General features: G+C 61.6%; 13 protein-coding genes. 10 read left to right on the forward strand and 3 right to left on the reverse strand.

Annotation, left to right across the window (positions count from 1 at the left end; genetic code table 11):
- Positions 1 to 37: 37 nt before the first annotated feature.
- Entirely contained in the window at positions 38 to 1051 is a 1014-nt protein-coding gene (locus EEB13_RS14660; RefSeq protein WP_141485639.1) for a tRNA (adenine-N1)-methyltransferase, read from the forward strand.
- Between the two features lie 71 nt (positions 1052 to 1122).
- Here the strand turns inward: EEB13_RS14660 and EEB13_RS14665 are convergent, their stop codons facing one another.
- Positions 1123 to 1641, reverse strand: a complete 519-nt coding sequence (locus tag EEB13_RS14665) for a hypothetical protein (RefSeq protein WP_033231950.1) — start codon at positions 1639 to 1641, stop codon at positions 1123 to 1125.
- A 192-nt stretch (positions 1642 to 1833) separates the two neighbouring features.
- Here EEB13_RS14665 and arc point away from each other — a divergent pair, with 192 nt between their 5' ends.
- Complete coding sequence (gene arc, locus EEB13_RS14670) at positions 1834 to 3609, forward strand: proteasome ATPase (protein WP_033231951.1); 1776 nt, start codon at positions 1834 to 1836, stop codon at positions 3607 to 3609.
- A gap of 169 nt (positions 3610 to 3778) precedes the next feature.
- Here the strand turns inward: arc and EEB13_RS14675 are convergent, their stop codons facing one another.
- Positions 3779 to 4351 (reverse strand): NUDIX hydrolase, encoded by a 573-nt coding sequence (locus tag EEB13_RS14675; protein WP_033231952.1) that lies wholly within the window; start codon positions 4349 to 4351, stop codon positions 3779 to 3781.
- Between the two features lie 57 nt (positions 4352 to 4408).
- On the opposite strand from EEB13_RS14675, the gene dop reads away from it, so the two are divergent.
- The 4 genes from dop to prcA all read left to right on the forward strand — a co-directional run bounded on the left by dop (position 4409) and on the right by prcA (position 7907).
- Positions 4409 to 5908 carry a depupylase/deamidase Dop gene (dop, locus tag EEB13_RS14680; protein ID WP_033231953.1) on the forward strand — a complete coding sequence of 500 codons (1500 nt, stop codon included), beginning with the start codon at positions 4409 to 4411 and terminating at the stop codon, positions 5906 to 5908.
- Between the two features lie 144 nt (positions 5909 to 6052).
- Complete coding sequence (locus EEB13_RS14685; protein ID WP_033231954.1) at positions 6053 to 6247, forward strand: ubiquitin-like protein Pup; 195 nt, start codon at positions 6053 to 6055, stop codon at positions 6245 to 6247.
- Positions 6244 to 7122, forward strand: a complete 879-nt coding sequence (gene prcB / locus EEB13_RS14690) for a proteasome subunit beta (RefSeq protein ID WP_033231955.1) — start codon at positions 6244 to 6246, stop codon at positions 7120 to 7122. Before EEB13_RS14685 ends, prcB begins: the two co-directional genes overlap by 4 nt.
- Positions 7119 to 7907: a proteasome subunit alpha gene (gene prcA, locus EEB13_RS14695; RefSeq protein WP_045067829.1), complete on the forward strand. Its 789-nt coding sequence runs from the start codon at positions 7119 to 7121 to the stop codon at positions 7905 to 7907. The genes prcB and prcA overlap by 4 nt, the downstream gene beginning before the upstream one ends.
- 10 nt (positions 7908 to 7917) lie before the next feature.
- Here prcA and EEB13_RS14700 read toward each other — a convergent pair whose 3' ends face one another.
- Positions 7918 to 9339: a phosphatase PAP2 family protein gene (locus EEB13_RS14700; RefSeq protein WP_181317509.1), complete on the reverse strand. Its 1422-nt coding sequence runs from the start codon at positions 9337 to 9339 to the stop codon at positions 7918 to 7920.
- Between the two features lie 143 nt (positions 9340 to 9482).
- On the opposite strand from EEB13_RS14700, the gene pafA reads away from it, so the two are divergent.
- From pafA to tatA, 4 genes are all read left to right on the forward strand, one after another.
- Entirely contained in the window at positions 9483 to 10841 is a 1359-nt protein-coding gene (gene pafA, locus EEB13_RS14705) for a Pup--protein ligase (protein ID WP_181317503.1), read from the forward strand.
- A 43-nt stretch (positions 10842 to 10884) separates the two neighbouring features.
- Positions 10885 to 11895 carry a helix-turn-helix transcriptional regulator gene (locus EEB13_RS14710; RefSeq protein ID WP_033231959.1) on the forward strand — a complete coding sequence of 337 codons (1011 nt, stop codon included), beginning with the start codon at positions 10885 to 10887 and terminating at the stop codon, positions 11893 to 11895.
- Positions 11895 to 12872, forward strand: a complete 978-nt coding sequence (locus EEB13_RS14715; protein WP_045067826.1) for a helix-turn-helix transcriptional regulator — start codon at positions 11895 to 11897, stop codon at positions 12870 to 12872. The genes EEB13_RS14710 and EEB13_RS14715 overlap by 1 nt, the downstream gene beginning before the upstream one ends.
- A 123-nt stretch (positions 12873 to 12995) precedes the next feature.
- Positions 12996 to 13262, forward strand: coding sequence for a Sec-independent protein translocase subunit TatA (gene tatA / locus EEB13_RS14720; protein ID WP_033231961.1), 267 nt, complete (start codon positions 12996 to 12998; stop codon positions 13260 to 13262).
- Positions 13263 to 13331 lie beyond the last annotated feature (69 nt).

The following is a 13331-nucleotide window of genomic DNA, read 5'->3' on the forward strand; positions in this document are numbered from 1 at the left end:
AGGACGCCGGAGCAAAACGAACAGGGATTACTCACGCATGGTGAACGATACGCAACCCGAAGAAATCACGACCGAGTTGGATGAGGTTGCGCAGTCTGCTGTCACCGAACCGGAACTCGACGCTGTAGTTGCTGTAGCAGATGACCAGGCAGTAGCCGAGGTCGTTGCAGAGGCCGAGGAAACAGCACCCGGTAAGCGCCCCTCCGGGCCGTTCCGTGTCGGCGACCGCGTCCAGCTGACCGACGGCAAGGGACGGCACTACACGATCGTGCTCGAGGCCAACCGCGAGTACCACACCCACAAGGGTGGGATCGTGCACAACGACCTCATCGGCGCGGACGAGGGCAGCGTCGTCAAGTCCGTCAACGGGACGCCGTACCTCGCCTTGCGTCCACTGCTCGTCGACTACGTGCTGTCGATGCCACGAGGCGCGCAGGTTATCTACCCCAAGGACGCGGCGCAGATCGTCCACGAGGGCGACGTGTTTCCGGGTGCCCGGGTACTCGAGGCAGGCGCCGGTTCCGGCGCGTTGACGTGTTCACTGCTTCGTGCGGTCGGACCCGAAGGCAAGGTCATCTCGTACGAGGTGCGCGACGATCATGCCGAACACGCGGTTCGCAACGTCGAGACGTTCTTCGGTGAGCGTCCGCCGAACTGGGAACTGACGATCGCGGATCTCGCGGAGTTCGATCCGGAAGCGCACGGCGGCAAGGTCGACCGGGTGGTTCTCGACATGCTCGCGCCGTGGGATGTTCTGCCCGCCGTGTCGAGGGCATTGGTTCCCGGCGGCGTTCTGATCGTGTACGTCGCGACGGTGACGCAGCTGTCCAAGGTGGTCGAGGCGATGCGTGAGCAGGAATGCTGGACCGAGCCGCGCTCGTGGGAATCCATCGTCCGCGGCTGGCACGTCGTCGGATTGGCCGTTCGTCCCGAGCACCGCATGCAGGGGCACACCGCGTTCCTGATCAGTGCGCGTCGTCTGGCCGAGGGCACTGTGACCCCGAAGCCTCAGCGCCGCGCCGGCAAGGGCTCGAACACTGCCGCCAAGTAGCCACTGCCTCCAAACAAAACGAGCGGCGATCCGAAAAAATCGGATCGCCGCTCGTTTTGTTTGCGGAGAAATTATCCAGCGCAGGAAGCGCGGCCCATTTCCAGGAGCACGCATGCGGAGGTGTCGGACAGCTTCCAGGTGCCGTCTTCGAGTTCCCACGTCCACGGAGCGGCAGGCATCGCGCCGTGCGGGCTCACCACTGCAACGTCGGCGGTGGCCGTCTCGCCGTCGACCTTGACGTTCTCGACGGTGAAGGTGATCTTGTACGCCGGGTTGCCACCCAGAGCGGTACCCATGGTCTCGATGTTGGCCTGACGGTTCGTTCCGTCGACCACAAGGGCGGTCTTCTCGGCGATCGGCTTGGCCGGATCGATAAGCGCAACCAGCTGTGCATTCAGCTCGTCTGCCGTCGGAGCTGCTGCGGCCGCGGCTGCGGACGTCGTTGCACTCGAGGCGGCAGAAGCGCTCGACGTTGCAGCAACAGAGGTGGACGTGGCCGACGAGTCGGAGCTGTCGTCCGAGCTGCAGGCTCCGAGAGCGAGGACAGCGGCGACGGCACAGGCGCTGACGAGTGTCTTGCGGATGATCACAGCGTGACCTTTCGTTGGGGGAGACAGGCACTGTCTCGGCATTGTAGGCAAGGCTAACATGGCTTACTTTTGGTTCAGGAGCGGTCTCGGTGTGGCAGTCGCGGCTGTGAAATCGAACTCGCGCACCGTGTCTGGCGACACTTGGGCCGCGATGCCGGTAGCGTTGATCTATCGCACTGGGAGGAGACGCATATGAGCTCGACAGAGAACCCGGATTCGGTTGCGGCAGCAGAAGAGCTTCACGCGTTACGAGTGGAATTGCAGGTTCTGCGGCGTCAACTCGCACAGTCGCCGGAGCAGGTGCGGGAGTTGGAGTCGAAACTTGACTCGCTCGCAATCCGAAACGGCAAGTTGATGGACACTCTCAAGGAGGCCCGTCAACAACTGATCGCTTTACGCGAAGAGGTCGACAGACTCGGTCAGCCGCCGAGTGGCTACGGCGTGCTGCTCGCAGTTCACGAAGACAAAACGGTGGACGTTTTCACGTCCGGCCGCAAAATGCGTCTGACGTGTTCACCGAATATCGACACCGACACGCTCACTCAGGGTCAGACCGTGCGGCTCAACGAGGCCCTCACCATCGTGGAAGCCGGTGGTTACGAGCAGGTCGGCGAAATCAGCACTCTGCGTGAGGTACTCGACGACGGCTTGCGGGCGCTGGTAGTCGGGCACGCCGACGAAGAGCGAATCGTGTGGCTTGCTGCGCCCTTGGCAGCGGTGTTCGCCGATCCCCAGGCCGACATCATCGCCTATGACGCCGATTCCCCGACCAGGAAGCTGCGCCCGGGCGACTCCCTGCTGGTCGACGCCAAAGCCGGTTATGCGTTCGAGCGTATTCCCAAGGCCGAGGTCGAAGATCTGGTCCTCGAAGAGGTGCCGGACGTGCATTACGACGACATCGGTGGCCTCGGTCGGCAGATCGAACAGATCCGGGACGCCGTCGAACTGCCCTTCCTGCACAAGGACCTGTTCCACGAGTACTCACTGCGTCCACCGAAGGGTGTACTGCTTTACGGTCCGCCCGGTTGCGGTAAGACCCTGATCGCGAAGGCAGTCGCCAATTCGTTGGCGAAGAAGATCGCCGAAGCCCGCGGGCAGGACAGCAAGGACGCAAAGTCCTACTTCCTCAACATCAAGGGCCCCGAGCTTCTGAACAAGTTCGTCGGCGAAACCGAACGCCACATTCGGATGATTTTCCAGCGGGCCCGCGAAAAGGCGTCCGAAGGCACCCCGGTCATCGTGTTCTTCGACGAGATGGACTCCATTTTCCGTACCCGCGGTTCAGGAGTCTCCTCGGATGTGGAAACGACAGTGGTTCCGCAGTTGCTCAGTGAGATCGACGGTGTGGAAGGCCTCGAGAACGTCATCGTGATTGGTGCGTCCAACCGCGAGGACATGATCGACCCTGCCATTCTGCGGCCGGGTCGTCTGGACGTGAAGATCAAGATCGAGCGTCCCGACGCCGAATCCGCGCAGGACATCTTCTCGAAGTACCTGGTCGACGGTCTGCCGATCAATGCCGACGACCTCGCCGAGTTCGGTGGCGATCGCGCAGCATGCCTCAAGGCGATGATCGTTCGCGTTGTGGATCGCATGTACGCGGAGAGCGAGGAGAACCGTTTCCTCGAAGTCACCTACGCAAACGGTGACAAGGAAGTCCTGTTCTTCAAGGACTTCAACTCCGGTGCCATGATCCAGAACATCGTCGACCGGGCGAAGAAGTACGCCATCAAATCGGTACTCGATACCGGTGCACCGGGATTGCGGGTTCAGCATCTCTTCGATTCGATCGTCGACGAGTTCGCCGAGAACGAAGACCTGCCGAACACCACCAATCCTGATGACTGGGCCCGTATTTCGGGTAAGAAGGGTGAGCGGATCGTCTACATTCGCACCCTTGTCACCGGCAAGAACGCCAGTGCCAGCCGCGCTATCGACACCGAGTCCAACACGGGCCAGTACCTGTAGGACGCCGCAGCAGAATCGGGCCGGCACTCGCAAGAGTGCCGGCCCGATCTGTATTCGAGCGCATGCCAGCTCGATCCTGACTGCACACAACCGCGTCGAAAATGGCCAGATGTGACATCTCAGCGCTGGTCGTGTGCCGATACGCACGCCCAACCCGAACCTGTCCCGATCATTCGCTGCTGAGTTGGCTCCATCGGTAGTCGGCCAACAACACCCGGGTATCGGGCACGAAGGGCCACGACGGGTCCTTCAGATGCGCGTCGAGCTCAGCCAGGGTCCACCACCCTCCGTCGGAAATTTCGCTCGGTTGATGGATGACGGGACCGTCGTAGCGGAGCTCGAAGGCAAACAAATGACATCGCAATGCGTGACCGCCCCATTCTCCGTCCCAGGAGATTCTGGCGATTTCCGTCAGCGCAAGTGGAGTGTCCTCGGTGCCGAAGATTCCGAGTTCTTCACCGACTTCACGCACAGCCGTGTCGAGTGGTGATTCACCGGGGTCGACGACGCCGCCGGCGATGCAGTCGTGATGGCCACCGAAGACCGCTTTGCTTGTAGTTCGGCGATGAACGTACACGCGCTCGCCGTCCGTGGAGCGCACGAGAACTCCTGAACTGGCGTGCCAGAGTCCGTCTCGATAGACAAGGCTGCGAGGCGCCTGGCCGATCGGTTTACCGAACTGGTCGTACACCGCAACAACCTCATCTGATCGTTTTGTGTCGGTGTCAGGTGGATGCTGCATTCCTCCTACTGTGCCACCACTGCAAGTACTGACGCTCGATCGCATAGTCTCGAACGTATGCAGCGGATTATCGGTGTCGAGGTCGAGTACGGAATATCTTCACCCAGTGAGCCTTCGGCGAATCCGATACTCACATCCACCCAGGCGGTACTGGCGTACGCCGCCGCCGCGGGTGTACCCCGAGCGAGGCGTACACGCTGGGACTATGAGGTGGAATCGCCCCTGCGTGACGCCCGTGGATTCGACCTGGGGCGACTCAGCGGGCCGGCTCCGGTGATCGACGCCGACGAAATCGGTGCGGCAAATATGATTCTCACCAACGGTGCCCGCTTGTACGTCGATCACGCACATCCCGAGTATTCGGCACCTGAAGTGGCCGATCCACTCGACGCGGTGATCTGGGACAAGGCCGGTGAGCGGGTCATGGAAGCAGCTGCTCGCCACGCCTCGAGTGTTCCCGGCGCGCCGCGCCTGCAGTTGTACAAGAACAACGTCGACGGCAAGGGTGCCTCGTACGGCACCCACGAGAACTACCTGTGCTCCCGGGCGACCCCGTTCACGGACATCGTTGCCGGTTTGACGCCCTTCTTCGCGTCACGCCAGGTCATTTGCGGTTCCGGTCGCGTGGGCATCGGCCAGTCCGGGGACGAGGCAGGTTTCCAGCTGTCGCAGCGAGCCGATTACATCGAGGTCGAGGTCGGGCTGGAGACGACTCTCAAACGCGGAATCATCAACACCCGCGACGAACCGCACGCCGACGCGGACAAGTACCGCCGTCTGCACGTCATTATCGGTGACGCGAACCTTGCGGAGATGTCCACGTACCTCAAGGTGGGGACCACGGCGCTGGTTCTCGATCTGATCGAAGCGGGCGTCGATCTGACGGATCTGCAGTTGGCGCGCCCCGTCACCGCGGTTCACCACATCAGCCATGATCCGACCCTGCGCAAGACCGTCGCCTTGTCCGACGGGCGCGAGTTGACTGGGCTTGCGCTGCAACGTATTTACCTCGAACGCGTCGCGAAGTTCCTCGATCGGGAAACTGATCGGGATGCGCGCGCCGACGACATCGTGTCCAAGTGGGCCATGGTTCTCGATCTTCTCGAACGCGATCCGATGGACTGCGCACACATCCTGGACTGGCCGGCAAAGCTGCGCCTGCTCGAAGGTTTCCGCAACCGTGAAGGTCTCGCGTGGTCTGCGCCGCGCCTGCATTTGGTGGATCTGCAGTATTCCGATGTCCGCTTGGACAAGGGTTTGTACAACCGATTGGTTGCCCGCGGATCGATGGAACGACTGGTTACCGAGCAGCAGGTGCTCGACGCGGTGTCCAATCCGCCGACCGATACGCGTGCGTATTTCCGTGGTGAATGCCTACGGCGATTCGGTGGCGATATTGCTGCTGCCAGCTGGGATTCGGTGATATTCGACCTCGGTGGTGAATCGCTGATCCGGATACCGACCCTGGAACCACTGCGCGGCAGTAAGGCTCATGTGGGTGCTCTGCTCGACTCCGTCGACAGCGCTGCGGAGTTGGTGGATCAGCTGACACATTGATTTTGGTGCCTAATCGCGGCCGAGTCTCCCGGCGCGTGACGGTGTCGCTCGGTAGGGTAAAGGTCCGAGCGGATCAGTAACCGAGACTGCTGGGCAGAACAGGATGCTCGTGAGAGCTCCCTTCACACAAGGAGGTCGACGGCGATGGCTCAAGAACAGACGCAGCGTGCCGGTGGCGGCGAAGACGACGACACCACTGGCGGCGACGGTAGTGCCGGCCAGGAACGTCGCGAGAAGCTCGCTGCAGAAACCGACGACCTACTCGACGAAATCGACGACGTGTTGGAAGAGAACGCCGAGGACTTCGTCCGCGCTTACGTGCAGAAGGGCGGCCAGTGACGGTGGATCGCGCGCCCCGGATAACCGACGGGGACACACGGTTGAGCTTCGGCTCCAATCTGTCGTCATTCTCGGAATATCTTCGAGTGCACGCACCGGAGCATCTTCCGCAGAACCGATTCGCTGACAGGGGAGGTGTAACCATGGGCGGGGGTGATGTTGCTCCGCACGGGACCACCATCGTCGCGATCAGTTACGCCGGTGGCGTGTTGCTTGCCGGCGATCGCCGGGCGACCATGGGCAACCTCATCGCCAGCCGTGACGTGCAGAAGGTGTACATCACGGACGACTACTCGGCTGCGGGGATTGCCGGGACCGCCGGCATCGCGATCGAACTGGTGCGCCTGTTCGCGGTTGAACTCGAGCATTACGAGAAGATCGAAGGCGTATCACTGACGTTCGACGGCAAGGCAAATCGTCTGTCGTCGATGGTGCGTGGCAACCTCGGCGCCGCAATGCAGGGACTCGCAGTTGTACCGCTGCTGGTCGGCTACGACGTGGACGCCGTCGACCCTACGACGGCGGGTCGCATCGTCTCGTACGACGTCGTTGGTGGGCGGTACGAGGAACGTGCCGGCTATCACGCTGTCGGATCGGGATCATTGTTCGCGAAGTCGGCGCTCAAGAAGTTGTATTCACCGGGCATCGACGAGGCCACTGCGCTTCGCTTGGCGGTAGAGGCTCTGTACGACGCCGCCGACGATGATTCGGCGACGGGTGGACCAGACGTCACGCGCGGAATTTATCCGACCGCAGTCACGATCACCGCAGCAGGAGCCGTGGAACTGTCCACGGAGCGGGCGGCCGAAATCGCCAGGGACATTGTTGCGGCGCGTACGGCGCTCGGTAATCCGGAAGGGGGTTCTGCGCTATGACGATGCCGTATTACGCATCAGCCGAACAGATCATGCGTGATCGTTCGGAATTGGCGCGCAAAGGAATTGCCCGTGGACGAAGCGTCGTCGTACTGACGTATCGCGACGGTGTGGTGTTTGTCGCGGAGAATCCGTCGACGGCTTTGCACAAGGTCAGTGAGTTGTACGACCGTCTCGGTTTTGCGGCCGTCGGCAAGTACAACGAATTCGAAAATCTCCGTCGTGCGGGCATTGTGCACGCGGACATGCGTGGGTACTCGTACGACCGTCGTGACGTCACAGGCCGTTCGCTCGCCAATGCGTACGCCCAGACTCTGGGCACAATTTTCACCGAGCAACCCAAACCGTACGAGGTCGAGATCTGCGTTGCGGAAATCGGCCGCTTCGGTAGCAACACGCCGGCTCAGCTGTATCGGATCACGTACGACGGTTCGATTGCCGACGAGCAGGAATTTGTGGTCATGGGCGGCACCACAGAGCCAATCGTTACCGCGATGCGCGAGTCGTATCAGCGAGACCTCGATCTGGAGTCCGCTATACGTATCGCAGTTGGAGCATTGCAGAAGGGTGGGCCGGCGCCCGTCGGAACAACCGAGGCCGAGCCCAGGGTGCTGACTGTCGAGGCACTGGAAGTTGCAGTTCTCGACAACAACCGTCCGCGCCGTGCGTTCAAGCGAATCTCGGGAGCAGCACTCGAAGCCATGCTGCCATCGGCAGCAGAGCCCCAGAGTAAGGCTGAGAAGACTGAGGATGCGCCGCCGTCAAACGGCGACGCACCCCAATAGCAACTGTTTTTCAGTCCTTCGAGATTCTGTAGACGGCAACCGCGGCCGGTTCGGTACTGAAATCGAACCGGCGCGCGTCTGCCACAACTTCACCGTCGGTGGCAATCGCTACAGACTCGGCATTCACCTGAACCGAGAGCGTCGGCGCCAGGGCGTGGATGTAGACCGGTGAGCTGCCCAATGTTCCTGTGGCAGCGGCAAACAGCAACCGGGCGCGGGAGAATTTCCGGTCGGCTCGCAAGTATCGGACGTCGAGCAGCCCACGGTTGAGTTCGGGCCGCGACATCGGGACCTGGTCGCCGGGGGAGTACCGGCCGTTTCCGACGAAGAGCATCCAGATACTGGCCTTGGTGCCGTCGATGGTGACACTCATCGGCTCTGCGGCGGCTAGCACGCGGATCATCGCCGCGGCGGCCGCCGGCCACTTGCCGAATCGCGGTTCCCACTTTTCACGTAGCCGTACCGCATCCGGATAGCCGCCCAGACTGGCTGTGTTGAGAAAACGAGCGGTAACCCCGGTATCGGTTGTCACCACGGCATGATCGACAAACGCTGCTTGTCCGGACTCGACCGCCGTCACCGTTTCAGCAACGTCCGCGACACCGACGTCGCGGGCAAAGTGGTTGAGGGTTCCACCTGGGAAAACTGCGAGCGGAAGATTGTGTCGTGTTGCCGCGTCCGCGACCGTGACGACGGTGCCGTCGCCGCCGCACACACCTACCGCTCGCGGTTTCGACTCACGAAGCTTCGCTTCGATCTGCTTGTCGAAATCTATGTCCGGGTTGAATTCGATAATGACTGCTGCGGGCAGGGCTTCCCGGATCGCATCCACGATGCCGTCGTCTTCGCTGCCGGATCCGGGATTGGTGAAGACAACCAGTCCGTCGCCTCCAGGCAGCGCAGGTACCACACACTCGGGACCAAGATCCGCGGGTTCTTCGTCGCGTACTGCCCACCACCTGCGCGTTCCCGCTGCCACGGCACCTCCGACGGCTATTCCGGCGAACACGTCCGAAGGCCAGTGGACCCCGTTGTGCACGCGTGAATAGGCGACGGCCGCGGCCAATGGAGCGAGTACTGCGCCGGTTGTCGGAGATTCCATTGCTACCGCGGTAGTGAATGCGGCTGCGGAGGCGCTATGACCCGACGGGAACGACGAGGACGTCGGGAACTCGACTCCGCGCTTCGGGTTGATCCACGCGCGAACGGGTGGGCGCCGACGGGGGAAAAGCGGTTTCAACACACCGTTTGCCAGTGCGCTCGATCCGGCCAATGCGAGCATTCCGCGGGCAGCCGCGCGGCGCGGTTGTCCGCCGATCAGCGCGAGGACACCGGCGATAGCCATCCACAGGAACCCGTGGTTGGCTGCTCGCGAGAGCCGCCGCATCACGGAATCGAGCGTGGAAGGCTTCAGTGCGCCAGTGCTTTCCATCCATTTGACGTCGGTTCGGACAAGTTTTCGGTGCAGGTAGCTCACCCCGCCACACTATGCCGACTCGAGATGTTGTCGAGTCGTGACGCCACGGGAGTTCGTCAACACGGGTGAAGCGGGCATTCTGGTTGTACTGTCGAAGTGTGCAGAGACGAATCATGGGTATCGAGACGGAATTCGGCGTTACCTGCACCTTTCACGGGCACAGGCGACTGAGCCCCGACGAGGTTGCTCGTTACCTCTTCCGTCGTGTCGTGTCGTGGGGTCGTAGTTCCAACGTCTTCCTCCGCAACGGAGCGCGCCTGTACTTGGATGTTGGTTCTCATCCGGAGTATGCAACCGCCGAGTGCGACAGCCTCATCCAACTGGTCAACCACGACCGGGCCGGTGAGCGAGTTCTCGAGGAACTGCTCATCGATGCGGAAGAGCGGTTGGCAGAAGAGGGAATCGGTGGCGACATCTACCTCTTCAAGAACAACACCGACTCCGCCGGAAACTCGTACGGTTGCCACGAGAACTTCCTGGTCGCGCGAGCTGGCGAGTTCTCCCGCATCTCCGACGTGCTGTTGCCGTTCCTCGTGACGCGTCAATTGATCTGCGGAGCCGGGAAGGTTCTGCAGACGCCGAAGGCAGCCACGTTCTGCCTTTCCCAGCGTGCCGAGCACATCTGGGAAGGCGTTTCGTCGGCCACCACACGTTCGCGTCCGATCATCAACACCCGCGACGAACCTCATGCCGACGCCGAGAAGTACCGTCGCCTGCACGTCATCGTGGGCGACTCCAACATGGCCGAGACCAGCACGATGCTGAAGGTCGGCTCTGCCGCCTTGGTGCTCGAGATGATCGAGGCTGGAGTCTCCTTCCGCGACTTCGCCCTCGACAATCCGATTCGTGCCATCCGAGAGGTCAGCCACGACGTCACCGGAAAGCGTCCGGTCCGGTTGGCCGGCGGCCGCCAGGCCAGTGCACTCGACATCCAGCGTGAGTATCACTCGAAGGCTGTGGAGCACCTGCGCAATCGCGAACCGGATCCGCAGGTAGAGCAAGTTGTCGATTTGTGGGGCCGCATGCTCGACGCCGTCGAAGCCCAGGATTTTGCGAAGGTCGACACCGAGATCGACTGGGTGATCAAGCGTAAGTTGTTCCAGCGCTACCAGGATCGTCACGGATTTGATCTGTCGGACCCGAAGATCGCGCAGCTCGATCTTGCGTATCACGACATCAAGCGTGGGCGCGGAGTGTTCGACGTGTTGCAGAAGAAGGGCTTGGTCAAGCGCGTCACGGAGGACGAAACGATCGACGACGCCGTCGACAACCCACCCCAGACGACACGCGCGAAACTTCGCGGCGATTTCATCACTGCAGCGCAGGCCGCGGGGCGTGACTTCACCGTCGACTGGGTCCATCTCAAGCTCAACGATCAAGCTCAGCGAACAGTCCTGTGCAAGGACCCGTTCCGTTCGGTCGACGAGAGAGTTGAGCGACTCATCGCGTCGATGTAGTGCGCTGACGTGTCGGCAACCGCAGAGCCACTAGGATTTCGGCGTGGCGACATCGAAAATCGAGCGGTTGATGAACTTGGTGATTGCATTGCTCTCCACCAGGCAGTTCCTCACTGCGGAGAAAATCCGTGATTCAGTAGCCGGTTACAGCGATTCCGCCAACTACGAAGCGTTCTCCCGGATGTTCGAGCGGGACAAGAACGAGCTTCGTGACCTCGGAGTTCCGTTGGAGACGGGACCGGCTGGGCGGTTTTCGACGGTCGAGGGATATCGGATCAATCGCAATGCGTATGAGCTTCCTGATGTCGATTTGACCAGCGAAGAGTCGGCGGCCGTTGCCGTTGCCGTGCAGCTGTGGGAATCGCCCGAGCTGATTTCCGCCGCACAGAGTGCCTTGCTCAAACTGCGTGCTGCCGGTGTACAGGTCGACGGGGATGTTTCCGCCGCGCCGATTACCGCGATTCCGGCTCGCTCACGTGGTTCCGAACCGGCTCTCGGGAAGCTGCTCGCCGCAGTCGACGCGGGCCGGGCCGTTCATTTCCAGCATCGCGCTGCGCTCAACGAACCGTTCATCGAGCGGACAGTGGAGCCGTGGGGCGTGGTCACGCATAACGGCAAGTGGTATCTGGTCGGTCATGATGTCGATCGGGACGCTGTCCGCACGTTCCGCCTGTCCCGCATCGGTGACGATGTTCGCGAATTCGGCCCAGCCGGCGCGGTGCACAAACCGGAGGGTCTTGATCTTCGCGAGGTTGTGGACCGAGTAACCGGATCCGGTGTCGTGACCGGTACCGCGACTGTCTGGGTGGCGGCGAACCGCGCACACGAGCTGCGCAGGTTGGCGTCGTCGATGACGGATCGGACGCTGACCGAACGCGAGGGAAGCGTTCTGTCGATCCCGGTTCGATCGTGGGAGTGGACTGCCAGATTGATCGCCGGACACGGGGCAGATGCGTTGGTGCTTGATCCGCCGGACCTGCGGGCTGACGTGATCACCAAACTTCAAGGTGCTGCGGCACGCTCGGAGATTGCCGAGCAGAAGGAAACTCACTGATGAACAATCGCCTGTCGTCGAGGCTTGCTCGATTGCTGAATCTTGTTCCGTTTTTCATCGCGAACCCTGGAATGAGCGCCGCGGAGGCTGCTGCCGAACTCGGTGTCAGCACAACGCAGTTGATGAACGATCTCAATCAGTTGTGGGTGTGCGGGCTGCCCGGGTACGGCCCGGGCGATCTGATCGACCTGTCATTTTCCGAGGAGAGCATCGACGTCACTTTCTCGGCTGGTATCGACCGCCCCCTTCGGTTGACGTCGACCGAAGCGACCGCGTTGCTCATCGCGTTGCGCTCGCTGGTGGAGATGCCGGGCATGGTCGATCCGTCCGCGGCGCAACGAGCAATTGCCAAGATCGAAGCGGCGGCAGGCTCTGCGGCAGCGCGCGCCACGGGTAACGGGCATGAGGCCGAACCGGAAGTGGATGTCGCCGAAGATCCGGTAACGGCGACGGTCCGGTCGGCGCTGGCTGATCGGCGCGCACTGAAGCTGACCTACTACTCGGCTTCGCGGGACGCGGTGTCCGAGCGGGTGGTCGATCCGGTGCGAATCGTGTTGGTCGACAATTTCAGCTATCTACAGGGCTGGTGCCGCCAGGCCGAGGGTGTGCGGTTGTTCCGATTCGATCGGATCGATGCGGCAATCGAACTCGACGAGCCGTCCACTCCGCCACCGCACGCGCTCGACGAGGATTCCAGTCTGGAATTGTTCAGTGGCGACGGATCACTGCCCGAAGCACGATTGTTCGTAGCTCAGAACTGTGTCTGGATGCTCGACTACTACCCGATGGACGTCCAGAAGGTGAACGACGACGGTTCCGTCGAGGCAACAATGAGTTTCGGGACACTCGAGTGGATGGCACGGTTGGTTCTCGGGTTCGGTGAGGGTGTTCGGGTGCTTGCACCGCCGGAACTGGTTGCCGAAGTGCATAATCGGGCGGTGACGGCGTTGGACGCCTACGACACGATCGGATCGTGAGCGGGCTTCACAGTAATCGCGCATGAAACAAACAGGTAAACGGTAGCTGAAGTAAGGACTTGGAAGCCTCCTTACGCCGGTTGTGTCCGGTAGCATCGAGGAATCTGATCATGGGAGGTCATTATGGGTGCAATGCAGCCGATGCATTGGCTGATTGTTGCTGTTGTCGTTGTCATTCTGTTCGGGTCGAAGAAACTGCCCGACGCAGCTCGAGGACTCGGCCGTTCACTGCGCATCTTCAAGAGTGAAGTCAAGGAAATGCAGAATGACGACGCGGCTCCTGCTGCGCCCGTCGTTGCTCAGGCCCCGGCTCAGCTGCCGACCGCACAGGTGACCGCTACCGGCGCTGCTGCTCCGATCGCGCAGCCGACCGAAGTCAAGCCGCTCTAGCTACATGCCGCTGTCCAACCGGGGTGAAATCTGTATTCACCCCGGTTGTGTGCTGACCAAAACCAGTTT

The sequence above is a fragment of the Rhodococcus sp. WS3 genome, from assembly GCF_003797085.1.
Classification (GTDB): domain Bacteria; phylum Actinomycetota; class Actinomycetes; order Mycobacteriales; family Mycobacteriaceae; genus Rhodococcus_F; species Rhodococcus_F globerula.